Below are 23735 nucleotides of genomic sequence, written 5' to 3'. Positions count from 1 at the left end.
AGCAATGTGATGCTCGGACAACTGCACGACCCCGACCTGCATCTGTTGCGGCTGTTCGTCACTGTAGTCGAGGCCGGCGGCTTCAGTGCCGCCCAAGGCGTGCTGGGCTTGAGCCAGCCGAGTATCAGCCAGCAGATGGCACGCCTGGAAACGCGCCTGGGTTATCGCCTGTGCAGCCGCGGCAAACGCGGCTTTGCGCTGACTGACAAAGGCCAGTTGCTGCTCAAGGCAACGCGCGAATTGCTGGTGCAGATCGAACAGTTTCGCCAGCAGGCCAATGGCGCTGCCGGGCAACTGCTGGGCACCCTGCGCATTGGCATTGCCGAAAACCAGGACAGCGCCGTGAGCCTACGCCTGGGCAATGCAATCGCCCGCTTCAGGCAACGACAAGAAGCGGTGCAACTGGAGTTGATCAGCGCCCCGCCCGCCGAGATGGAACGCTTGCTGCTGGAGCAGCGGCTGGATTTGGCCATCAGCTATTTTTCCGGTAAGCAGGCGGCATTCGACTACCAGCCGCTGTTTGCGGAAACCCAGCGGTTGTATTGCGGCCAGGGCCATCCCTTGTTCACGGCCGAGACGGTGAGCCGCGAACAGCTGCTGGAGGCGGACCAAGTGCGTCATAGCTATCGGTTCTTGCAGGGAACGGATGCGTTTCAGAGCCAGCGCAGTTCAGCCCAGGCCGAACAGATCGAGAGTGTGCTGACCTTTATCCTGTCGGGGCGGCACGTGGGGTATCTGCCGTGTCACTATGCCGAGCCTTGGCTGCTGCGAGGGATGCTGCGGGCATTGGATTCGGGGTTGGATTTCGTCGTGCCGTTTACCCTGGCGCGTCATCGCGGGCAGGTGCCGGGGGACACGCAGGAAGCGTTTGTGCAGGATCTATTGGCGGCGTTCGCTTGAGACAGAGGTGTCAGTCGCCGTCATCGCCGGACAAGCCCTACAAGGTCAACTTCGATCCTGTAGCAGCGGGCTTGTCCCGGGATGACGATGCCCTGCCGATCCCTATCAGTAGGCCAAACTCCAGGTCAAGGTATAGGTCCGCCCACGGCCCTGATAGTCATACAGGTAGGCTGGTCCATAGGTCGGCGAATAGAACAGCGTCGCCCGCTGCCCCCAGACCGTGCTGTACTGCTTGTCGAACAGGTTCTGAATACCGGCGCTGAAGGTGCCAAAACCGGTGTCCTGACTGCCCAACAGGTCAAAGGTGGTATAGCCATCGATCTGCTGGTCCTGATCGTCTTTCAAAGTGAAGGCGTGGTTGGCTTGCAGCCGTGCGCTGCGCCCATCGCCCTTCCAGCCGACAAACGCCGTGGCCTTGGACAGCGAGGCGTAGCGGGCATCACGCTTGATCCAGTCGCCGTCCTGATCTTCCTCTTGCGACTTGACCACATGCACGGTGCCGCCGGTTTCCCAGCCACTCTGGAAATGACGGGTCAGAGCGCCTTCGAAACCAAAGTCGCGCTTCTTGAAGTCCACCACGTCAATGGTCAAGGTCGCAGGATCGGTGGTGATGGTCTTGTCGGTCCAGATGTAATACAGCGCAGCCTGGGCGTCCCAGTCCAGGTCGGCATAGCGCCATCCCAGTTCGACCTGACGGCTCTTGATCCCGGCCAGGGGGTTGTCGTCAACGCTCAGCCCTTGCTTGCCGTAGTACTTGGCCGGATCAGGCAGTTCGAAGCCTTCGCCGTAGTTGCTCCAGACCTGGTGGCCATTCTTGAAGTCGTAGATGGCGCCGAGGTTGAACAGGTTGACCTGATAGTCGTTGTTGCCGCCCGGCACCGTCTTGAAGTCGCTGACCTCAACGTCCATCTGCTGACGCCTGGCACCGCCAGACAGGGTCAGGTTGTCGGTCAGGCGCCAGTCGAGCTGCGCGTAGGCCGAGACGCCATCGACTCGATAGCTGGGATAGCGCGGCGCCTCGCTGAGTTTGTCCAGGTCAAGGCCGCCACTTTGCGAGGAAGTCAGTGGGTCGAAGGTGGTTTGCTGGGCGTTGAAGCGCTCGCGATCCAGGTCGACGCCATAGGTGAGCTTGAGCGTGTCCCACTGCTTGGCGAACAGCGCCTTGAGGCTGCTGACCTCAAAATTTTGCTGGGAGGCCGCAAAGTACACGCCGCGCGAACCTGGCACCCCACCACGGTTGTAGTAGGGGAACGGGTAGAAATTGTCGTCCTCCTTGCGGTAGGAGGCCTGCAGGTAGAAATCCTGACCGAGGACATCGCTGTGGTGGTAGTTTGCGTTGAGCAGCAGGCGCCGGGTCTGAGGTTGTAGATCAGAGGAGTAGCCGCCACGCAGCTGCGCATCTTCAAGGTCCGACGGCGCGTTGTGGTTGAGGTTGGGAAAATAGATACCTGTGCTGCCATGGTTGCCGGAATCGTAGTACTGGGCCAGCAAATCCAGGCTCTGCTCATCGGTGAGCTTCAGGCCGACGCTGCCCATGACGTCGATCGCCCGGTTGTACTGCAGGTCGGTCTGGGTGTTGTCGATGAAAATCTGATCGCCGGCGCCGTCGTAGAAGGCTTCGTTCTGCTCGGCGGAAATACCCAGGCGAGCGTTGATCCGCTCGTTGCCGCCACTGACCGACTGGGCTATGCGGGTGGCCAGGTCGTCACTGTTGTTGAAGCCACTGCTGGCGCCAATCTGGGTTTCGAAGCGGGCCGCTCCTGGCTCGCCCTTCTTGGTCACGATGTTGATGATGCCGCCCGTTGCACCGCCGCCATAGACCGCGTTGGCGCCGGACAGCACTTCGACCCGTTCGACGTTAAAGGGCGAGATGCTGTCGAATTGGCGCGAAAGCCCGCGCGAGCTGTTCTGGCTAACGCCATCGATCATCACCAGTACATCGCGACCGCGCATGTTCTGGCCATAGTTGGTCCGGCCTTCCGGCGCCAGGTCAAGGCCTGGCACCAATTTGCCGATGGCTTCCTTGAGGCTTACACCGCTGTCGAGCTGCTCGCGCAGTTGCTGCTGGTCGACCACCCAGACCGTTCCGGGGATTTCGCTGATGGCGGTGCTGGTACGCGAGGCGACGGTGACTTCGGTGGGCTTGAGGCTGACGCTCTGCGGCGCAGCATTGGCCTTACGCAAGGTCACCGTGCGCGCATCGCTGAATTGCCAGCTCATGCCGCTGCCGGCGAGTAACTGTTGCAGCGCCTGCTCGATGCTGTAGTTGCCTCGCAACGCAGGGCTTTGCAGCTCGGCGACGTCGCGGGTGGTGTACAGCAAGTGCAGACCGGCCTGGTCGGCGAAGCTGGTCAGCGCCTGATCCAGGGCCTGGGCGGGCAGATCCAGCTGGACATGACGCGCTGCGACCTGAGCGTCACCGGCGGCGTGCACCGCAGCGATGGGCAGCGGCCCGGCTAGCATGGCCAGGGCGCTGCAAGACAACAGGGCATGATTGAAACGACCGCCGCGGCGGTGCAGGGGTTTGAGCGTGGCCTTCACGAAAGGGCTTCCAGACAAGGCGTAAATGAGAATGGGTTGCTGATCAGTCCCACTACGACGTTCTGGCTTTCATCAACTTGCAGTGCGAGATGAAAAATATTTCGCTTTATCGCTTCAGTGGACCACGGCGAGCCACGGCAGGTAGGTGATTTTCAGGTTGTAGCGCTGCTCCAGGGTGCGCAATAGCGCTTCTGGCTCGTCGAGATCGAACACGCCGCTGACTTCAAGCGCAGCCAAGGTGTGATCGGAAATCAGGATGCGCCCATGCTGGTAACGCTCAAGCTCGCTGAGTACCTGGCCCAGGGGCTTGCCGTTGAAGATCAGCTTGCCACGCTGCCAGGCGGTCAGCGCCCGGGCATCATTGGCGACCGCCACCGCTTGCGTACCAACCCGTGCTTCACCCTCGGCAAGCACCACGCTAGGGCCACTGGCCAAACGCCGGACGCTGAACACCGCCTCGCGGCCCTGCACGGGCTCACCGCCGGCCTCGACTACGAACGGACGCAGGTCGCTTGCCGTTTCGAACAACGCCTCGCCCGCTTTGAGCACGACTTTGCGCTCGCTGTCGCTAAAGGCGAGCGACAAGGCGCTGCCACTGTTAAGCGTGACCCGTGAGCCGTCCGCCAGGGTGATGACCTGCCGCTGACCGATGCCAGTGTGGTAATCGGAGGTCCACACCGGCACTTGCTGCCAACCAATGATGCCCGCCACAGCGAGCACCGCGGATGCAGCGATTGCCAGTGGCCAACGCCGTATGCGCGGCGCAGGTTCAGCAACGAAGATTTGCGCAGCGTTGGTCTGCCCGATGTCTGCCCACAACGCCTCAGCTTCTCTCGCGGCCTCGGCATGCGCCGGGCTCAACTGACACCAGCGCTGGTAACGCGCCTGGTCAGCCGCGCTGGCATTGCCCGAATGCAGCAATACCTGCCAGTCGAGAGCATCATCGGAAAGATCGCTGAGCGGATGTAGCTCGGGCATGGCAGATAGGTCAGTCATGGTTGTGTTTGAGCCAGTCGCGGCAATGGCGCAGGGCTTGGCCGATGTATTTTGCCACCATGCTCTCGGAAACGCCCAACCGTTGTGCGATTTGCGCCTGAGTCAGGCCCTCGACGCGATTGAGCAGCAACGCCTGCCGCGCATTGCTCGACAGCTCAAGCAGGGCCTGGTCCAACATCTGCAGGCGTTCACTGGCCAGCAGCGCCGCTTCAGGTGGCGGCGCCGGGCACGGTAGCTCGCCAGCGGCTTCACTAGTCTGGTGATTGGCGGCGATGCGCTGTTCGCGACGCAGCGCATCGATAGCCAGGTTGCCAGCAACACGGAAGATGAAGCTGCGGGCGTGCAGCACCGGAATCGCTTGTTGCTCGATCTTCACCAGCTTCAAGTACGTCTCCTGAGCCACGTCAGCGGCGCGCTGGCGGTCGCTCATGCGGCGGGTCAGGAACTGCAACAGGTCGTCGTAGTGCTCCTGGAAACTTGCCAGCAGCCCAGACACGGGAGACGTCAGCATGAAGGGAGAAAGCCAGTAAGAAAAATTATCGGACGTTAATGAGAGTATCTTTCATTAAGCCCAACACTTTCAACGTCGGCGTGCATTTGCCACACTGGCCATTCACCTGTCATGCACAAGGCCCTTCCCCATGACGCTGCGCTTATCCCGTCACCTGCGGCTTTTGTTGGTCGCTCTGTTGGCCTGCACAGTTAATGCGTGCGCGCTGTTTCAGGCGCGCGACCCGTTGAACATCAGCGTGATCGGCATAGAACCGCTGCCCGGCCAGGAGTTGGAGCTGCGCATGGCCGTGAAGATTCGCGTGCAGAACCCGAACGAGACGCCGGTGGATTTCAACGGCATCGCGCTCAATCTGGAGGTCAACGATCAGCCCTTGGCCGCGGGCGTGAGCGATCAGCGCGGGCATATCGGCCGGTATGACGAGACTGTGATCGTGGTGCCGGTCAGCGTCACCGCGTTCGCTTTCCTGCGCCAGGCCTATGGCTTGAGCCAGGTGCAGTCGCTGCAGGGCCTGCCCTATGTGCTGCGCGGCAAGTTGGCCGGCGGTCCGCTGGGGACGGTGCGTTTCACTGACAAGGGCAAGCTCGACCTGCCCCAGGCCAGCAGCGCGAACTGGTAGATCAGCGGTTGCTGTTGGCGGCGGCCATCATCTTGTTGACTTCGCTGCGCACCATATTGGCGAAATCGGCCGGAGTCATGGCATCCAGTTCGGCACGCACCCATTCGGCCCACTTGCCTTTGCGCCGGGATTTTTCGGCGATCAACCGCCCGGCCTCGGCCTTGGCCTTGCCCAGGTTGCTTTGCCAATACTCGAACAGCCGCGCTTTCTCGCCTTCGATCTGCGCCCGTTCCTCAAAGCTTCTGTTGGCCAGATTGAAACTCATGAAGGTCTACCCTACCGCTTGGAATTGGGCGCTATCTTACACTGATGCAGCGCCCGCCCGGAACGTTGGCGCAACTTTCCAGCCTCTGCGGCATCCATTGCTTTAACCCACCCATCGACGAGGACGTGTTCATGGCCAGGAAAACTGCCACGCAAACCGATAGCGATCAGATCAAGGACCAGGTGTTCAGCGAATTGCAGTCGTTGATCGAAGAATCCGAAAGGCTGCTCGAACAAAGTGCGACCCTGGTGGGCGAAGAAGCCGACACCCTGCGCGCGCAGATCAGTCTGAAACTGCGCCAAGCACGCCAGGCGGCGGGCTCAGTGCGCGACAAAGCGCAACCGGTGGTGGATGCCACGCAGGATTATATCGGCGGCCATCCCTGGCAGACGGTGGCAGTCTCGGCCGGCTTCGGCCTGGTGATTGGCCTGCTACTGGGCCGCCGTCACTAGCCTCGTTCGATCCGCTGGCGCCAGATCAGGCTCAGGCCGCCTGGGCCAGCGGAATGCCGCTGTGAAAGCGCAACTCCTGATCTGGGGAGGTGATCAACTCAGCCTCAGCTTCACGCACTAACGCCACGACGCGAGCGATGTCGGCCTCGTCGCCGTACTGGCGGGCGAGCTTGAGATAGCCCAGAAAATGCCGTGCTTCGCTATTGAGTAGACCGTGATAGAAGGTCCCAAGCTCTTCATCGAGGTGCGGCACCAGGGCGGCGAATCGCTCGCAGCTGCGCGCTTCGATAAACGCGCCTACCACCAAGGTGTCCACCAGCTTGACCGGCTCATGGGCGCGCACCAGGCGGCGTAGACCCGAGGCATAGCGCCCTGCCGAAACCGGACGCAATGGCACGCCACGGCGCTTCATCAGGCGCAGCACCTGTTCATGGTGGACCAATTCTTCACGAGCCAATCGCGACATCATGTTGATCAGATCAAGGTGGGTGTTGTACTTGGCAATCAGGCTCAAGGCGGTGCTCGCTGCCTTGAACTCACAGTTTTTGTGATCGATCAGCAAGGTCTCCTGGTCGGCGAGCGCCGCTTCGATCCAGGCGTCAGGGGTGCGGCAACCGAGAAAGGCGTCGACTTCGGGAATCAGGGACATAGGCTCACAATCACGCAACAACGGCAGGGCCGGCGATTATACCGGGGGTGGCGGCGATCGCCAGCGACTATGCTTGATACACGTCAAGCGGCATTGATAGGGACGCCGACTATAGTCAGGCACAGGCCAAACAATCCGAGGGGAGCCCATGTCCATGCAACAGGTCCGTAGCATCCTGGTCGTACTTGATCCCGATCACGCCCATAGCCGCGCCCTGACCCGGGCGAAACTGATCGCAGGCGTTACCGGCGCCCGCTTGCACCTGCTGATGTGCGACAAGAAGCACGATCACAGTGCGCTGCTAAGTCTACTGGCGAGCCAACTACATGATGACGGCTACGACAACGTGACTCATGAACAGGCCTGGCACGACACTTTGCACGAGTCGATCATCGCTGTGCAGCAAGCCGAAGGGTGTGATCTGGTGATCAAGGAGCATCGGCCAGACAACCCGCTGAAAAAGGCATTGCTGACGCCCAGCGACTGGAAACTGCTGCGCCAGTGCCCGTCTGCGGTACTGATGGTCAAGAGTGAGCGGCCTTGGACTGGCGGGGTGATCCTCGCGGCAGTGGATGTAGGCAATCATGACGAGGCGCACCGCCTGCTGCATACCAACATCATTGACCATGGCTATGCCATCGCTGCGCTGGCGAAGGGTGAACTGCATGTGATCAGCGCCCACCCCTCCCCCATGCTCTCAGCGGCAGACCCGGTTTATCAGAACTCGGATACCATTGAGCAGCGCTATCGTGAGGCTTGCAAGGCTTTCCAGGCTGAGTTCGATATCAGTGATGAGCGCTTGCACATCGCTGAGGGGCCAGCGGATGTGTTGATTCCCTATACCGAGAAGCACTGTGATGCGGTGGTGACGGTGATTGGTACGGTTGCACGGACGGGCATCTCCGGGGCCTTGATCGGCAATACGGCGGAGGTTGTGCTTGATTCGCTGGAGGGGGATGTTCTGGTGCTTAAAAGTGAAGAGGCCAGGGAGCACTTGGAAGAACTAGCGCGGGGCTGAGCCCTCTTTGTTGTGTCAGTTGCCATGTCTTCGCGGTGTACGACCGGGGACATCCTTTACACCGTAAACCGGGGACATGGTTTACACATTTGAGGCTTGGACGCGGCTCTCGCCCCGCCCAAGCCTCCCCAGGAGATGGTCACACAGAAACACATCCCAAATATCATCTTCTACTTCTTTCAGGCCTATTTGCTCGCCAGCAAGAGCCTCGCTGATGAACAGCAGCTTACCTTTCCATTTGATCGAACCATTTTGTCGGACGCTCCGAACCGTCATTTCGGCGGGGTACTCCACAACCGGCAGGCATCCTGGATAAGGTCGATTGGACGGCACGTACAGCTCATACGGGCGCTTCATCCCCAGTGCCTCATGCGGGCGCACGTAATTGAATTCATGGCGAAAGTGCTCCAGCAGCAATTGCTGGTCAACCAAGTTGCTCCCCAATGGCAGCTCAAGCTTCAAGCTGCGATGCATCCGCTCGTGGCGGCCATTCTGATCAGGGCGACCAGGCATGGTGCGTTCGGGATAGATGCCCAGGCGGATTAGCCAAACAGCGATGGTGGACATCCTGGCCAAGCCCGTCGAAGCAAATGGACTGCCGTTATCAGACCGGAGTACGTCCGGCATCCCGTGCTCTTGAAAAAGCCATTCCAGCGTCTGCTTGACCGGTTGGGTCATGATGTTTTTGTGGGCTCTGCAGGCCAGGATGAGGCGCGAAGCGTGATCGGTAACCGTCAAGGGGTAGCACCACTGGCCGTTAAGCATCTTGAACTGGCCTTTATAGTCGATGCACCAGGTCTGGTTCGGCTCGTTGGCCTCGCGCATTTTTGTGGGGCCTTTGGCGTATCGCCGTTTTGGCCCGCGTTTGTGGACTCTACCCATCCGGTCCAACCACTGGCCAGCCGTGCTTGGGGATGGCCAGTCGATTGAAGGGTCTTCGAGGCGCAGCAACTCGATAAGCTTCTTCGGCCCCCACTTATCGTGCGCATCTTTCATCGCAGCAATGCGGGCCAATAGCTCAACATTGGTCTTATTCGGACTGTTATGGGGACGCCGGGAAGCATCAGAGAGAGCGTCAAAACCGCCTGCGCAATAGCGAGATATCCACTTATCGACGGTGGGGCGACTGACGTTGTAGCGGCGGGAAAGCTGGCTTTTGGTGTAGTCACCGGAAAGCCACTCGCTGACCAATCTGACTCGTTGATCCATTGGGGACTCTTGATTCCAGGGCATGATCAGATACCTCCTGATCATGCGTATTAGCCTGTAAACCATGTCCCCGGTTTGAAATGTAAACGATGTCTCCGGTTTGTACCGCGGGCAAGCCCGCTCCTACAGGGGGCGTGGCAAGCCCGTATTAGGCGCGGCGATATAGCAAGTCTGGAAAGACAAAACCCCTACCTGCTCGCGCAGATAGGGGTTTTGCGAAATGAATCTTGACGATGACCTACTCTCACATGGGGAAACCCCACACTACCATCGGCGATGCATCGTTTCACTACTGAGTTCGGGATGGGATCAGGTGGTTCCAATGCTCTATGGTCGTCAAGAAATTCTGTAGCCAGAATGTCCAGATGGACAGCCCAGCGAATTCGGATATGCGATAGTTGTGAGTACGAACTTTCGGGTCTTTCGTCTTCACCACCGCAATTCGCGCTAGCAAATTGCTTGGGTGTTATATGGTCAAGCCTCACGGGCAATTAGTATTGGTTAGCTCAACGCCTCACAGCGCTTACACACCCAACCTATCAACGTCGTAGTCTTCGACGGCCCTTTAGGGGATTCAAGATCCCAGTGAGATCTCATCTTGAGGCAAGTTTCCCGCTTAGATGCTTTCAGCGGTTATCTCTTCCGAACATAGCTACCCGGCAATGCCACTGGCGTGACAACCGGAACACCAGAGGTTCGTCCACTCCGGTCCTCTCGTACTAGGAGCAGCCCCTCTCAAATCTCAAACGTCCACGGCAGATAGGGACCGAACTGTCTCACGACGTTCTAAACCCAGCTCGCGTACCACTTTAAATGGCGAACAGCCATACCCTTGGGACCGGCTTCAGCCCCAGGATGTGATGAGCCGACATCGAGGTGCCAAACACCGCCGTCGATATGAACTCTTGGGCGGTATCAGCCTGTTATCCCCGGAGTACCTTTTATCCGTTGAGCGATGGCCCTTCCATACAGAACCACCGGATCACTAAGACCTACTTTCGTACCTGCTCGACGTGTGGGTCTCGCAGTCAAGCGCGCTTTTGCCTTTATACTCTACGACCGATTTCCGACCGGTCTGAGCGCACCTTCGTACTCCTCCGTTACTCTTTGGGAGGAGACCGCCCCAGTCAAACTACCCACCATACACTGTCCTCGATCCGGATAACGGACCTGAGTTAGAACCTCAAAGTTGCCAGGGTGGTATTTCAAGGATGGCTCCATGAGAACTGGCGTCCCCACTTCAAAGCCTCCCACCTATCCTACACAAGCAAATTCAAAGTCCAGTGCAAAGCTATAGTAAAGGTTCACGGGGTCTTTCCGTCTAGCCGCGGATACACTGCATCTTCACAGCGATTTCAATTTCACTGAGTCTCGGGTGGAGACAGCGCCGCCATCGTTACGCCATTCGTGCAGGTCGGAACTTACCCGACAAGGAATTTCGCTACCTTAGGACCGTTATAGTTACGGCCGCCGTTTACCGGGGCTTCGATCAAGAGCTTCGCTTGCGCTAACCCCATCAATTAACCTTCCGGCACCGGGCAGGCGTCACACCCTATACGTCCACTTTCGTGTTTGCAGAGTGCTGTGTTTTTAATAAACAGTCGCAGCGGCCTGGTATCTTCGACCAGCAAAAGCTTACGGGGCAAGCCCTTCACCTTCGCCGGCGCACCTTCTCCCGAAGTTACGGTGCCATTTTGCCTAGTTCCTTCACCCGAGTTCTCTCAAGCGCCTTGGTATTCTCTACCTAACCACCTGTGTCGGTTTGGGGTACGGTTCCCGATTGTCTGAAGCTTAGGAGCTTTTCTTGGAAGCATGGCATCAACCACTTCGTCGCCTAAAGGCAACTCGTCATCAGCTCTCGGCCTTGAGATCCCGGATTTGCCTAAGATCTCAGCCTACCACCTTAAACTTGGACAACCAACGCCAAGCTGGCCTAGCCTTCTCCGTCCCTCCATCGCAACAATCGGAAGTACAGGAATATTAACCTGTTTTCCATCGACTACGCTTTTCAGCCTCGCCTTAGGGACCGACTAACCCTGCGTCGATTAACGTTGCGCAGGAAACCTTGGTCTTTCGGCGTGCGAGTTTTTCACTCGCATTGTCGTTACTCATGTCAGCATTCGCACTTCTGATACCTCCAGCAAGCTTCTCAACTCACCTTCACAGGCTTACAGAACGCTCCTCTACCGCATCACCAAAAGGTGATACCCGTAGCTTCGGTGCATGGTTTGAGCCCCGTTACATCTTCCGCGCAGGCCGACTCGACTAGTGAGCTATTACGCTTTCTTTAAAGGGTGGCTGCTTCTAAGCCAACCTCCTAGCTGTCTAAGCCTTCCCACATCGTTTCCCACTTAACCATGACTTTGGGACCTTAGCTGACGGTCTGGGTTGTTTCCCTTTTCACGACGGACGTTAGCACCCGCCGTGTGTCTCCCATGCTCGGCACTTGTAGGTATTCGGAGTTTGCATCGGTTTGGTAAGTCGGGATGACCCCCTAGCCGAAACAGTGCTCTACCCCCTACAGTGATACATGAGGCGCTACCTAAATAGCTTTCGAGGAGAACCAGCTATCTCCGAGCTTGATTAGCCTTTCACTCCGATCCACAGGTCATCCGCTAACTTTTCAACGGTAGTCGGTTCGGTCCTCCAGTCAGTGTTACCTAACCTTCAACCTGCCCATGGATAGATCGCCCGGTTTCGGGTCTATACCCAGCGACTAAACGCCCTATTAAGACTCGCTTTCGCTACGCCTCCCCTATTCGGTTAAGCTCGCCACTGAATATAAGTCGCTGACCCATTATACAAAAGGTACGCAGTCACCTAACAAAGTAGGCTCCCACTGCTTGTACGCATACGGTTTCAGGTTCTATTTCACTCCCCTCTCCGGGGTTCTTTTCGCCTTTCCCTCACGGTACTGGTTCACTATCGGTCAGTCAGTAGTATTTAGCCTTGGAGGATGGTCCCCCCATGTTCAGACAAAGTTTCTCGTGCTCCGTCCTACTCGATTTCATTGATAAGAGATTTTCGTGTACGGGGCTATCACCCACTATGGCCGCACTTTCCAGAGCGTTCCACTAATCTCAAACCAACTTAAGGGCTGGTCCCCGTTCGCTCGCCACTACTAAGGGAATCTCGGTTGATTTCTTTTCCTCAGGGTACTTAGATGTTTCAGTTCCCCTGGTTCGCCTCTTGCACCTATGTATTCAGTACAAGATACTCAGCTTATGCTGAGTGGGTTCCCCCATTCAGAGATCTCTGGATCACAGTCTGTTTGCCGACTCCCCAAAGCTTATCGCAGGCTACCACGTCTTTCATCGCCTCTGACTGCCAAGGCATCCACCGTATGCGCTTCTTCACTTGACCATATAACCCCAAGCAATCTGGTTATACTGTGAAGACGACATTCGCCGAAAATTCGTTCGCTCTTGCGAGCATTCACAAATTTTACCTTAGCCTGATCCACTGCCAGTGAAAGCAGCGTTCAGTCTATTTCTATCACATATCCGAATTTTTAAAGAACGATCTGACAAAAGTCAGAAATCAACATTCACATTGGAATGCTCATTTCTAAGTTCTAGCAGTGCTGCGAAACCTGAAAGAGTGGTGGAGCCAAGCGGGATCGAACCGCTGACCTCCTGCGTGCAAGGCAGGCGCTCTCCCAGCTGAGCTATGGCCCCGTATTACCTAGGCTGCACCAAGTAATTGGTAGGTCTGGGCAGATTTGAACTGCAGAAGAGCCGTCCTCACCACTCTTTATCCAGGAGCAGGGGGCGCGCTCGACGTTTCCAGCATTACCAATAAATGGTAGGTCTGGGCAGATTTGAACTGCCGACCTCACCCTTATCAGGGGTGCGCTCTAACCAACTGAGCTACAGACCTATAAACAGGTCGCATCGTCTTTATACAAGTGAATCAAGCAATTCGTGTGGGAGCTCATCAGCAGGCTGATGTCTTCGATTAAGGAGGTGATCCAGCCGCAGGTTCCCCTACGGCTACCTTGTTACGACTTCACCCCAGTCATGAATCACACCGTGGTAACCGTCCTCCCGAAGGTTAGACTAGCTACTTCTGGTGCAACCCACTCCCATGGTGTGACGGGCGGTGTGTACAAGGCCCGGGAACGTATTCACCGCGACATTCTGATTCGCGATTACTAGCGATTCCGACTTCACGCAGTCGAGTTGCAGACTGCGATCCGGACTACGATCGGTTTTGTGAGATTAGCTCCACCTCGCGGCTTGGCAACCCTCTGTACCGACCATTGTAGCACGTGTGTAGCCCAGGCCGTAAGGGCCATGATGACTTGACGTCATCCCCACCTTCCTCCGGTTTGTCACCGGCAGTCTCCTTAGAGTGCCCACCATAACGTGCTGGTAACTAAGGACAAGGGTTGCGCTCGTTACGGGACTTAACCCAACATCTCACGACACGAGCTGACGACAGCCATGCAGCACCTGTGTCAGAGTTCCCGAAGGCACCAATCCATCTCTAGAAAGTTCTCTGCATGTCAAGGCCTGGTAAGGTTCTTCGCGTTGCTTCGAATTAAACCACATGCTCCACCGCTTGTGCGGGCCCCCGTCAATTCATTTGAGTTTTAACCTTGCGGCCGTACTCCCCAGGCGGTCAACTTAATGCGTTAGCTGCGCCACTAAAATCTCAAGGATTCCAACGGCTAGTTGACATCGTTTACGGCGTGGACTACCAGGGTATCTAATCCTGTTTGCTCCCCACGCTTTCGCACCTCAGTGTCAGTATCAGTCCAGGTGGTCGCCTTCGCCACTGGTGTTCCTTCCTATATCTACGCATTTCACCGCTACACAGGAAATTCCACCACCCTCTACCGTACTCTAGCTTGCCAGTTTTGGATGCAGTTCCCAGGTTGAGCCCGGGGCTTTCACATCCAACTTAACAAACCACCTACGCGCGCTTTACGCCCAGTAATTCCGATTAACGCTTGCACCCTCTGTATTACCGCGGCTGCTGGCACAGAGTTAGCCGGTGCTTATTCTGTCGGTAACGTCAAAACAGCAAGGTATTATCTTACTGCCCTTCCTCCCAACTTAAAGTGCTTTACAATCCGAAGACCTTCTTCACACACGCGGCATGGCTGGATCAGGCTTTCGCCCATTGTCCAATATTCCCCACTGCTGCCTCCCGTAGGAGTCTGGACCGTGTCTCAGTTCCAGTGTGACTGATCATCCTCTCAGACCAGTTACGGATCGTCGCCTTGGTGAGCCATTACCTCACCAACTAGCTAATCCGACCTAGGCTCATCTGATAGCGCAAGGCCCGAAGGTCCCCTGCTTTCTCCCGTAGGACGTATGCGGTATTAGCGTTCCTTTCGAAACGTTGTCCCCCACTACCAGGCAGATTCCTAGGCATTACTCACCCGTCCGCCGCTGAATCGAAGAGCAAGCTCTTCTCATCCGCTCGACTTGCATGTGTTAGGCCTGCCGCCAGCGTTCAATCTGAGCCATGATCAAACTCTTCAGTTCAATACTGCTTGGGTTTTTAAGAAACCCTAAACTTGGCTCAGCAATCTCAAATGACTACTATGATTGCTCATGTGGCCACTTGTGATGCTGATAATCTTGGCGACTATCAAACCGTACTCACAAGCACCCACACGAATTGCTTGATTCAATTTGTTAAAGAGCGTTTGGTTAAGAGCTTTTCGTCTCAACCGAGGCGCGCATTCTACGCTTTCCTCTGTGTCTGTCAAGCGTTTATTTCGAAGTATTTTGCGAGAAACTCGTTCAACTTCAAACACTTGACTCGCTTGCGATCTCTCGTAGCGGGAGGCGAATTCTACAGCGTTACAAGCTGCTGTCAACTACCTTTTTCACCGCTGCCGATCAGAAGATCGAAGCACCTCCAGTACTGCCTGAAACATCTAACTCGTTGATACTCAAGGAGTTTTCCGTTCAAACTACGCTGGAAGTGGGGCGCATTATAAGGGGATCTGAGAGGGCGTCAACCCTTAATTTCAATAAACCTCAATTAATGTTCAAAGTGCCGCTTGCGGTCCCTTGCAGCTATTGCGCACTATAGTGCTCAACCGCACGATCACCCATGGATCACCCCCTAGACATGAGCACTCAACCCCGCAGCCTGGCCACCACCCTATTCCCCATTGGCCTGCTATTAATAGCCATGGCGTCGATCCAGTCCGGCGCCTCCCTAGCCAAGAGCATGTTCCCCATGGTCGGCGCGCAAGGCACCACAACCCTGCGCCTGGTATTTGCCAGCATCATCATGCTGCTTCTATTGCGCCCCTGGCGGGCACGCATGAACAGCAGTACCTGGCGCAGCGTGATCATCTACGGCATGGCCTTGGGCGGAATGAACTTCCTCTTCTATATGTCGCTGCGCACGGTGCCGCTCGGCATTGCCGTCGCGCTGGAGTTTACCGGGCCCTTGGCGGTTGCGATTCTCGCCTCACGCCGGGCCATCGACTTTGTCTGGATCGCATTGGCCATCGTCGGCCTACTGCTGTTGATACCGGTCGGCCAAACCGGCAGCGCCATTGACCTGGTAGGCGCCGGCTACGCGCTTGGCGCCGGAGTGTGCTGGGCGTTGTATATCCTTTATGGACAGAAGGCCGGAGCCGAAAATGGTATTCAGACCGCAGCCCTGGGCGTAGTGATCGCGGCACTGTTCGTTGCCCCCATCGGCGTTGTGCACGCGGGCAGCGCTTTGCTCAGTCCGGCGTTGATTCCCCTGGCACTGGGCGTGGCTATCCTCTCGACCGCCCTGCCCTACAGCCTGGAAATGGTCGCCCTGACGCGGATGCCAGCGCGCACCTTCGGTACCTTGATGAGCATCGAGCCGGCATTCGGTGCACTGTCGGGCCTGCTGTTCCTGGGCGAGGTACTCAGCGTTGCCCAGTGGCTGGCCATCGCCGCCATCATCACCGCATCGGTTGGCGCCACGTTGTCGATGCGCAAGGAAACCACGCCACCGGTAGCCGCCGACTGACATGAGAAATATTTCCATTTGAGACAGCGTTAGCGGTTGTACCCATCCGCCCGGCTGATTAAGCTGTCACCAAATCATAATATTTACGCTATCTACTGTGCCGAACACGGACGCTGGGGAAATTTCAGGAAGAAATCGACGCGATGACGACGGGGGCAGGCAATGTGGTCGCTCCTGCATTTAAGGACAGGAATGAAACGTATTTTGCTCATCCTGGCCATCTTGGCCATTGCTGGGTGTGCCGCTACCGCCAAAACCGAGGTGAAGCGGGGGAAAAAGGGACTGCATATCAATTGCTCCGGCCTCTCCTCCTCCTGGGAAAAGTGCAACAGCAAGGCAGCCACCTCTTGCGGCAGTCGAGGCTATAAAGTCATAGCCCGCTCCGGTGACACTGACGAAGAGCCCGGCGACTACTTGTTCGGGATCAACCCCGCCGGCTACACCAGCCGCAGCATGATCGTGATCTGCAAGTAGCAACGCAAAAGGGCAGCCGACGGGCTGCCCTTTTTATTGCACGCGCAAGCTGCTCAGATCGCTGCGGTGCGCGCCTGCAGCCAGGCCAGTGCCTCACCCTGCAATAGAGGGGTCAACCGCTCACGTACCTCGGCGTGATAGCTGTTGAACCAACGCAGCTCCTCTTGGCTGAGCATCTCGGGCAGCAGGCAACGGCTATCGATTGGACACAGGGTCAAGGTTTCAAAGGCCAGGAAATCGCCAAAGGCGCTTTTGCCCACCTCGCGATTGACCACCAGGTTCTCGATCCGCACGCCCCACTCACCTGGCCGATAGGTTCCCGGCTCGATCGAGCTGATCATGCCCGCCTGCATCGCGGTTTGTGGCGTGGTCGCCGCCTGGTAGGCGATGACCTGCGGCCCCTCATGCACATTCATGAAATAGCCCACACCATGGCCGGTGCCATGACCATAGTCGACCTGGTCAGCCCAAATCGGCGCGCGGGCGATGGCATCGAGCAGCGGCGAGAGGATACCGCGCGGGAAGGTCGCCCGCGACAGCGCGATCATGCCCTTGAGCACCCGCGTGCAATCCTGGCGCTGCTCAATAGTCGGACTACCAATCGGCACCATCCGCGTAATGTCAGTGGTGCCCCCCAGATACTGGCCGCCCGAATCGATCAGCAGCAAGCCATCACCTTCGATCAGCGCATGCGATTGCTCGGTGGCGCGGTAGTGCGGCATCGCCCCATTGCCATTGAACGCAGCGATGGTGGAGAAACTCAGTGAGACAAAGTCTGGTCGCCGGGCACGGGCGGCGGTCAGGCGCTCATCGATAGTCAGTTCGGTAATGGGTTCCTTGCCCAGGGTCGCTTCGAACCAGGCGAAGAACTCGCAGAGTGCAGCACCATCCTGCTCCATGGCCTTGCGGATATGCACCAGGTCCTGCTCGCCCTTGCGAGACTTGCTCAAGGTCGTCGGGTTGACCCCTTCAAGCAATGACACCTGCGCATCGAGCTTATCCAGCAACCCGCAGGTAACTCGCGTCGGATCGACCAGCAGCCGGCTGCCTTTGCCGATAGCCGCCAACGCCGCCCCGATCTGCTCATAGCCCAGCACTTCAATGCCGTCGACCGACAACACCTGACGCAGATGCGGATCAATCTTCTCCAGCCCGACGAACAACGTCGCCTGCTCCTGGCTGATCAAGGCAAAGGAGACGAACACCGGATTGTAGGAAACATCGCTACCGCGCAGGTTGAACAACCAGGCAATGTCGTCAAGGGTGGCAATGAAGTGCCAGTGCGCGCCCTTATCCCGCATGGTCTGGCGCAGATCCGCCAGCTTCTGCGCGCGATTGACCGTGGCATGCGGTGGCAAGTGCTGATAGACAGGATTGCCAGGCAGCGCCGGGCGGCCCTCCCACACGTGCTCAAGCAGGTCCTTGTCGGTCTTGAGCTGCGCCCCTCGCGCTTGAAGGTTCTGCGCCAATTGGCGAGAAGCACTCAGCGCCAGCACCGCACCATCCACTGCCACGCAGCCTTGCTGCTTGATGTTTTCCCCTAGCCACTCCAACGCGCCAGGCCGGCCGGGCAGCATTTTCATCAGTTCGATACCACTGCCGGCGAGCTCGTTCTGCGCCTGCTCCCAATAGCGGCTGTCGACCCACAGCCCGGCGAAATCCGCCATTACTACCAGGGTCCCGACCGACCCATGAAAACCGGACAACCACTCGCGCCCTTGCCAATGGCCCGGCAGATATTCCGACAGATGCGGATCGGCAGAAGGCACCAGCAAGGCGTCCACCCCTTCCTTGGCCATGACCTCACGCAGGCGTGCGAGGCGCGCTGGCACGCTTTGCTGAATCGGGGACTGACTGTTCATGCGCACTCCTGCGATAACTTCTTCGACATTCAATGGCCTCGATAATGGAACAGCTGCCAGCTCGCCGCAATCGGCACGATGCCGTTATCCCCGCCACCGTCGATCAATCTTGCTGAACTTCGCCGCCGCTGCGGCTTCACATTTCATACACGCCCAGCGGACGAGATTGCACATGCCCTGTTCTCCACAACCGCACAGCGCCGTAGTACTGCTCGACACCCGCGAGCACACCCCTGAGCACGAGCACGCCACCCATCTGCAGCTGGCCGAGCACCTGGCCAAGCTGCTGGGCATAAACTGTACACAGCCTGATCAGCCACCAACCGCAGCTGATCGCTACTACTACCTCCCTACCGAAACCCTGATCGATCCGCAGCGCTACCGCGGTATGGGTATCAACAGCGAGCAGGACCTGTTCGGCGGCATGGTCAGCCATCCTTATATAGCTACCAAGGCGATCTCCCATCCGTTGCCCGCCAATGGCAGTTTTCCACCGGGCTGGACCGACGCCTTCGCCCAGCAGGCCAGTGATGCGCTGCTCAAGGGTTATACCGTGTTCAGCAAGGACGACGCCCGGCGTGCGGCGCAGCTGCTGCTACCTGAGGGGGCGGTGCGGATCAAGCCCGTGTTGGCAACCGCAGGTCGTGGCCAGGAAGTCATCGAACAGATCGATCAGCTGGAACCGTTACTGGCTGAAATGGATGACCAGACATTGAGCCTTTGCGGACTGGTCCTGGAGGAAAATCTCACTGATGTGCAAACCTTCAGCGTCGGCCAGGTGCGAGTGGCCGGCTTGACCTGCAGCTATCACGGCACCCAGCGCCTGACCCATGACCACCAAGGTATCGAGGTATACGGCGGATCGGATCTGCTGGTGGTACGGGGTGACTACCAGGCCCTGCTGCAATTGCCACTGGAAGACCCGGTTCGCTTGGCAGTCAATCAAGCCATGGCCTATGAACAAGCCGCTGAGCAGCACTTCCCAGGCTTTCTTGCCTCGCGGCGCAATTACGACATCGCGCGCGGGCTGGATCAGCACAACCATATGCGCAGCGGTGTGCTCGAACAATCCTGGCGACTAGGCGGCGCCAGCAGTGCCGAAGTACTGGCCTTGCGGGCGTTCGCCGATGACCCGACCCTGCAACGGGTGCAAGCCTCGAGTCACGAAGTGTTCGGCACCACGACGCTGCCCGCAGACGCCACTCTCTTCTATCAGGGGAACGACAGTGAACTCGGACAATTCAGCAAATACGCACGGATCCGCGAGCATGGCCATTCAGAGTGAGACCGTCGAATTGCAGGTCCAAGGCGAAACCATCGCCGGAACCTTGGTCAGCCCTGGCAGCAAGATGCCAGGCATTCTGTTCGTCCACGGCTGGGGTGGCAGCCAGCAGCGCGACCTGGCCCGGGCGCGGCAGATCACCGGCTTAGGTTGCGTCTGCATGACCTTTGATCTGCGCGGCCATGAAAAAACCGAAAGCCAGCGCCTGACCGTCACCCGCGAGCAAAACCTGGATGACCTGTTGGCCGCCTATGATCGGCTGGTCAGCCATCCTGCAGTAGACCCTGGCGCAATTGCCATCATCGGCAGCAGTTACGGCGGCTACCTGGCGACCCTACTGACCTTGCGGCGCCCAGTGAAATGGCTGGCCATGCGCGTGCCGGCGCTGTACTGGGACGATGAGTTCAACATCCCCAAGCAGGCGCTCGACCGCCAGCGCCTGAATGCCTACCGCCAACGCAGCCTAGGCCCGGCCGACAACCGTGCCCTGGCCGCCTGCGCGGAGTTTGCCGGCGACGTGCTGTTGGTTGAGTCCGAGCAGGACGACTATGTCCCACACAGCACCTTGATGAGCTACCGCTCAGCGTTCGTCAGCGCCCACTCCCTGACCCATCGCACTGTCGATGGCGCCGACCATGCGTTGTCCAGTGAGGAAAGCCAGAAGGCCTACAGCGCGATCCTCGCTGCATGGATCAGCGAAATGGTCATCGGCGCGCGCCTGGACCGCTACCCGCATTACGCGCCCTGGTACGCCTGAGGCTCGCCAACCTCGCAGTGCAAGCCGCCATCGGCGCCGCGCACCAGACTGCGCAAGGTCTGATAAGCCGCGAAATTCACCCCCTTGGCCTGATGCTGGCAGAGCAGGTCAAGGAACGGCTCCTCGACAAAGCACGCGCTTGCCGCAGCCCATTCATAACGCGATTGCCATTGCAGGTATTGCAGCACGCGGCTGCCATCGTCGCTGGCCTGGATGCTCACACCCAGCAAGCCTTCGCAGCGCGAGGCCAGCTGCTCACTGCGCAGCACCAACGCTTGAGCCAGTGCGGCCTGACGCGCCGCTGGCACTTCGTATTCGATCATCTGGGTGAACCACAGGGCATTAGGGTTTGCCGTCATGGGCTGTCTCCTTGTAGCGGATACTTGCAGCAATGATGGCCGGCAGGGTAAAACCTCCAGTTAACTCAAGGTCAAGGACTATTTTCATGCCGAGCAAATCGCCCAACAGCGAAGAACGCCTGCTCAGCGTCGGCCAGCTCGCCAGTCGCAGCGGGGTAGCGGTCACCGCCCTGCACTTCTACGAAACCAAAGGCTTGATCCACAGCACTCGTAATGCGGGCAATCAGCGCCGCTATCCACGGGCGATGCTGCGCCGGGTGGCGGTGATCAAAATGGCCCAGCGCTTGGGCATCCCGCTGGCCGACATCGCCCAGGCCTTGGCCAGCCTGCCACAAGACCACACCCCCAGCGCCGAAGACTGGCAGCGACTGTCCGCACGCTGGCGCCAAGACCTGGACCAGCGCATCGAAGCGCTGACCCTGCTGCGCGACCAGCTCGATGGCTGCATTGGTTGCGGCTGCATGTCACTCAAGGAGTGCCCGCTGCGCAATCACCATGATCGTATGGCCGAGGAAGGCCCCGGTCCTCACCTGCCCGTGGCAAACGACTACGCTTGACTGACATTCGCCAAGACCCCACAGGAGGCAGCAATGAGCAACCAGGCTTTAATCATCATCGATATCCAGAACGATTACTTCGCAGGGGGCAAATGGACCTTGGAAGGCGCCGACGCGGCAGCTGACAATGCCGCCCGGCTGCTGGCCGCCGCCCGCGAGCGCGGTGACCTAGTGGTGCATGTACGTCATGAGTTCGAATCTGCCGACGCACCGTTTTTCACTCCCGCATCCGAAGGGGCGCAGATACATCACAAAGTGACCCCGCTCGAAGGCGAGCCGGTGGTGCTCAAGCACCAGGTAAATGCTTTTCGCGATACCAACCTCAAGGCCGTGCTAGATCAACGTGGTATCGACAAACTGACCATTGTCGGCAGCATGAGCCACATGTGTATCGACGCCGCCACCCGCGCTGCGGCTGATTTCGGCTACCAAGTCTCAGTCGCCCACGATGCCTGCGCCACCCTGCCCCTGGACTTCACCGACCAGCAAGTGCCTGCGGCGCAGGTCCACGCAGCGGCGATGGCCGCCTTGGCATTTGCCTATGCCGAGGTCGAAAGTACCGACAAGCTGCTGGACAGCTACCAACGCTAAACCTCAGATCACCACATTGCGCACGAAGCGCACAGGTAAGTCACCTTCGTTGCGGTAGGCATAGGTGCAGTCGCTGGGAAAGACATGGAAGTCACCCGCGCCAAGCACGTGGACCTGCCCTTCGATGATCAAGGTCAGACGGCCCTCGGCGACGTAGATCTGCTCGCTCCAGCCCTGGGCGTCGGCTTCGCTGGCGTAGCATTCGCCTGGGGCCAAGGTCCATTCCCACAGTTCGACCTCGCGCCGGGCGGGGCTGGTGCCGAGCAACACGGCTTTGCTACCGGCACGCTCGCCGGCCCAGGCCAACTCGTCGATTCGGCTTGGGTCGCGCTTGTCCGGCGCCTGGATCAAAGTGCTGAAGGCCACCCCAAGGGCTTCGGCGATCAGATCCAAGGTGGTCAGGCTGACGTTCTTTTCACCCGCCTCGATAGCCACCAGCATCCGCCGACTGACCCCGGAACGCTCAGCCAAGGCGGCCTGGCTCAAGCTAGCAGCAGCGCGCAGTTGACGAACATTCTGACTGACATGCTGTAACACCGAGGCTCGGTGCGCAGAATTTTTGTGCACTATATTGCTCACTCATCTAGGTTGCGCAGTATACTGCCCACTTTGCGGCGATTGTGCGCCGCCTCCGCCGAGTGTGCAAGACCATGAGCCAAGCCCCCAGCAGCCCACACACCTGCGTTTCCTTGCGCCTGAGTAAAGCCGAGTTGGTGTTGGTGTTCATCACCATGCTGTGGGGCGGCACCTTCCTGATCGTGCACAACGTCATGACCGTCAGCGGGCCGATGTTCTTCGTCGGCCTGCGTTTTGCTGCGGCCGCCTTGTTCGTTGGGCTGGTGTCGGCGCGCGCACTGTCAGGGCTGACCTTCACCGAGCTCAAGGCCGGGGTGCTGATCGGGGTGACGATCATGCTCGGCTACGGTTTGCAGACCATGGGCCTGCAGACCATCAGCAGCAGTCAATCGGCGTTCATCACAGCCCTTTACGTGCCGTTCGTGCCGCTGCTCCAATGGCTGGTGCTGGGCCGTCGCCCTGGACTGATGCCAAGCATTGGCATCTGCCTGGCGTTTGTGGGCCTGATGCTGCTCGCCGGCCCCACCGGTGGCAGCCTGCACTTCAGCGAAGGCGAACTGGTAACGCTGGTCAGCGCGGTGGCGATTGCCGGTGAAATCATCCTGATCAGTCGATACGCCGGCCAAGTCGACGTGCGCCGGGTCACGGTGGTGCAACTGGCTACCGCCTCGGCCTTGTCGTTCCTGATGATCGTGCCGACCCAAGAACATCTGCCGGACTTCTCCTGGCTGTTGCTGACCAGCGCGCTTGGGCTGGGCTTGATGAGTGCGATCATCCAGGTGGCGATGAACTGGGCACAGAAATCGGTTTCGCCCACCCGGGCAACCCTGATCTACGCAGGTGAGCCGGTCTGGGCCGGGATAGTCGGACGCCTTGCCGGCGAGCGGCTCCCGGGCGTAGCGTTGCTCGGCGGCCTGCTGATCGTGGTCGCGGTTATCGTCAGTGAGCTAAAAATACGCCGCACGCGCGACCCAGTGCAGCAGCAAGCCGAAGACCTGCATCAAGCCCAAGGCGAACGCGAAACAGGACAATAAAGCGGCAAACAGCAGCTATGCTTTGAAAAAAACTGTTATAAAAAAACAGCGTGTCACACCCCTTTTGTATGATTCTGCGACAGCTTGCGTGTTGGTGATCACCTT

At 58.4% G+C, this 23735-nt stretch carries 19 protein-coding genes, 2 tRNA genes, 3 rRNA genes and 1 pseudogene; 11 read left to right on the top strand and 14 right to left on the bottom strand.

Going from position 1 to position 23735, the window contains the following annotated elements:
- Window positions 1–9: 9 nt before the first annotated feature.
- The gene (locus HU737_RS05335) at window positions 10–900 is read left to right on the top strand and encodes a LysR family transcriptional regulator (protein WP_186557174.1); all 891 of its coding nucleotides are present in this window, start codon (window positions 10–12) and stop codon (window positions 898–900) included.
- A gap of 105 nt (window positions 901–1005) precedes the next feature.
- Here the strand turns inward: HU737_RS05335 and HU737_RS05330 are convergent, their stop codons facing one another.
- The 3 genes and pseudogenes from HU737_RS05330 to HU737_RS05320 all read right to left on the bottom strand — a co-directional run.
- On the bottom strand, window positions 1006–3441 hold the full coding sequence (locus tag HU737_RS05330; RefSeq protein WP_186557175.1) for a TonB-dependent receptor: 2436 nt from the start codon (window positions 3439–3441) through the stop codon (window positions 1006–1008).
- Between the two features lie 114 nt (window positions 3442–3555).
- Window positions 3556–4437, bottom strand: a complete 882-nt coding sequence (locus HU737_RS05325; RefSeq protein ID WP_225915577.1) for a FecR family protein — start codon at window positions 4435–4437, stop codon at window positions 3556–3558.
- Window positions 4438–4948 (bottom strand): annotated as a pseudogene (locus HU737_RS05320) (RNA polymerase sigma factor); the annotation flags it as partial.
- Between the two features lie 130 nt (window positions 4949–5078).
- On the opposite strand from HU737_RS05320, the gene HU737_RS05315 reads away from it, so the two are divergent.
- Window positions 5079–5567: an LEA/WHy family protein gene (locus tag HU737_RS05315; protein WP_186557177.1), complete on the top strand. Its 489-nt coding sequence runs from the start codon at window positions 5079–5081 to the stop codon at window positions 5565–5567.
- Window position 5568: 1 nt separating this feature from the next.
- Here HU737_RS05315 and HU737_RS05310 read toward each other — a convergent pair whose 3' ends face one another.
- Complete coding sequence (locus HU737_RS05310) at window positions 5569–5832, bottom strand: hypothetical protein (RefSeq protein ID WP_186557178.1); 264 nt, start codon at window positions 5830–5832, stop codon at window positions 5569–5571.
- A 131-nt stretch (window positions 5833–5963) separates the two neighbouring features.
- Between HU737_RS05310 and HU737_RS05305 the strand changes: the two genes are divergently transcribed.
- Window positions 5964–6284: an ElaB/YgaM/YqjD family protein gene (locus tag HU737_RS05305; protein ID WP_186557179.1), complete on the top strand. Its 321-nt coding sequence runs from the start codon at window positions 5964–5966 to the stop codon at window positions 6282–6284.
- Window positions 6285–6315: 31 nt separating this feature from the next.
- On the opposite strand, the gene HU737_RS05300 is transcribed toward HU737_RS05305, so the two are convergent.
- Complete coding sequence (locus HU737_RS05300; protein ID WP_186557180.1) at window positions 6316–6933, bottom strand: MiaE family protein; 618 nt, start codon at window positions 6931–6933, stop codon at window positions 6316–6318.
- 154 nt (window positions 6934–7087) lie between these two features.
- On the opposite strand from HU737_RS05300, the gene HU737_RS05295 reads away from it, so the two are divergent.
- Complete coding sequence (locus HU737_RS05295) at window positions 7088–7951, top strand: universal stress protein (RefSeq protein ID WP_186557181.1); 864 nt, start codon at window positions 7088–7090, stop codon at window positions 7949–7951.
- Window positions 7952–8032: 81 nt separating this feature from the next.
- Here HU737_RS05295 and HU737_RS05290 read toward each other — a convergent pair whose 3' ends face one another.
- The 6 genes from HU737_RS05290 to HU737_RS05265 all read right to left on the bottom strand — a co-directional run bounded on the left by HU737_RS05290 (window position 8033) and on the right by HU737_RS05265 (window position 14655).
- Window positions 8033–9184, bottom strand: a complete 1152-nt coding sequence (locus tag HU737_RS05290; protein WP_186557779.1) for a DDE-type integrase/transposase/recombinase — start codon at window positions 9182–9184, stop codon at window positions 8033–8035.
- 201 nt (window positions 9185–9385) lie between these two features.
- Window positions 9386–9501: ribosomal RNA gene (rrf, locus tag HU737_RS05285) — 5S ribosomal RNA — on the bottom strand.
- 129 nt (window positions 9502–9630) lie between these two features.
- A 23S ribosomal RNA gene (locus HU737_RS05280) occupies window positions 9631–12523 on the bottom strand.
- A 238-nt stretch (window positions 12524–12761) separates the two neighbouring features.
- A tRNA-Ala gene (locus tag HU737_RS05275) sits at window positions 12762–12837 on the bottom strand.
- Window positions 12838–12962: 125 nt separating this feature from the next.
- Window positions 12963–13039: transfer RNA gene (locus HU737_RS05270), tRNA-Ile, on the bottom strand.
- A gap of 79 nt (window positions 13040–13118) precedes the next feature.
- Window positions 13119–14655, bottom strand: a 16S ribosomal RNA gene (locus tag HU737_RS05265).
- The 16S, 23S and 5S rRNA genes sit together here with 2 tRNA genes alongside, the layout of an rRNA operon.
- 595 nt (window positions 14656–15250) lie before the next feature.
- Between HU737_RS05265 and rhtA the strand changes: the two genes are divergently transcribed.
- Both rhtA and HU737_RS05255 read left to right on the top strand, forming a co-directional pair.
- Window positions 15251–16138, top strand: coding sequence for a threonine/homoserine exporter RhtA (gene rhtA / locus HU737_RS05260; protein ID WP_186555785.1), 888 nt, complete (start codon window positions 15251–15253; stop codon window positions 16136–16138).
- Between the two features lie 192 nt (window positions 16139–16330).
- Window positions 16331–16612, top strand: a complete 282-nt coding sequence (locus HU737_RS05255; RefSeq protein ID WP_186555784.1) for a hypothetical protein — start codon at window positions 16331–16333, stop codon at window positions 16610–16612.
- A 53-nt stretch (window positions 16613–16665) separates the two neighbouring features.
- On the opposite strand, the gene HU737_RS05250 is transcribed toward HU737_RS05255, so the two are convergent.
- Window positions 16666–18474, bottom strand: coding sequence for an aminopeptidase P family protein (locus HU737_RS05250; RefSeq protein WP_186555783.1), 1809 nt, complete (start codon window positions 18472–18474; stop codon window positions 16666–16668).
- Window positions 18475–18646: 172 nt separating this feature from the next.
- Here HU737_RS05250 and HU737_RS05245 point away from each other — a divergent pair, with 172 nt between their 5' ends.
- Together HU737_RS05245 and HU737_RS05240 are read left to right on the top strand one after the other, a co-directional pair.
- The gene (locus HU737_RS05245; RefSeq protein WP_392465156.1) at window positions 18647–19759 is read left to right on the top strand and encodes a DUF3182 family protein; all 1113 of its coding nucleotides are present in this window, start codon (window positions 18647–18649) and stop codon (window positions 19757–19759) included.
- Entirely contained in the window at window positions 19743–20513 is a 771-nt protein-coding gene (locus HU737_RS05240; protein ID WP_186555781.1) for an alpha/beta hydrolase family protein, read from the top strand. Before HU737_RS05245 ends, HU737_RS05240 begins: the two co-directional genes overlap by 17 nt.
- Here the strand turns inward: HU737_RS05240 and HU737_RS05235 are convergent.
- Window positions 20492–20872 (bottom strand): antibiotic biosynthesis monooxygenase, encoded by a 381-nt coding sequence (locus HU737_RS05235; RefSeq protein ID WP_186555780.1) that lies wholly within the window; start codon window positions 20870–20872, stop codon window positions 20492–20494. The genes HU737_RS05240 and HU737_RS05235 overlap by 22 nt on opposite strands.
- Window positions 20873–20958: 86 nt before the next feature.
- Here HU737_RS05235 and soxR point away from each other — a divergent pair, with 86 nt between their 5' ends.
- Both soxR and HU737_RS05225 read left to right on the top strand, forming a co-directional pair.
- Entirely contained in the window at window positions 20959–21429 is a 471-nt protein-coding gene (soxR, locus tag HU737_RS05230; RefSeq protein WP_186555779.1) for a redox-sensitive transcriptional activator SoxR, read from the top strand.
- Window positions 21430–21462: 33 nt separating this feature from the next.
- Window positions 21463–22020, top strand: a complete 558-nt coding sequence (locus HU737_RS05225; RefSeq protein WP_186555778.1) for a cysteine hydrolase family protein — start codon at window positions 21463–21465, stop codon at window positions 22018–22020.
- A gap of 3 nt (window positions 22021–22023) precedes the next feature.
- On the opposite strand, the gene HU737_RS05220 is transcribed toward HU737_RS05225, so the two are convergent.
- Entirely contained in the window at window positions 22024–22587 is a 564-nt protein-coding gene (locus HU737_RS05220) for a helix-turn-helix domain-containing protein (RefSeq protein WP_186555777.1), read from the bottom strand.
- Window positions 22588–22670: 83 nt separating this feature from the next.
- Between HU737_RS05220 and HU737_RS05215 the strand changes: the two genes are divergently transcribed.
- Window positions 22671–23630, top strand: coding sequence for a DMT family transporter (locus HU737_RS05215; protein ID WP_186555776.1), 960 nt, complete (start codon window positions 22671–22673; stop codon window positions 23628–23630).
- Window positions 23631–23735: the final 105 nt, after the last annotated feature.

This window comes from Pseudomonas urmiensis, assembly GCF_014268815.2.
Classification (GTDB): Bacteria; Pseudomonadota; Gammaproteobacteria; order Pseudomonadales; family Pseudomonadaceae; genus Aquipseudomonas; species Aquipseudomonas urmiensis.
Note: the sequence above shows the minus strand (reverse complement) of the source record. Positions and strands in the feature narration are given on the sequence as shown.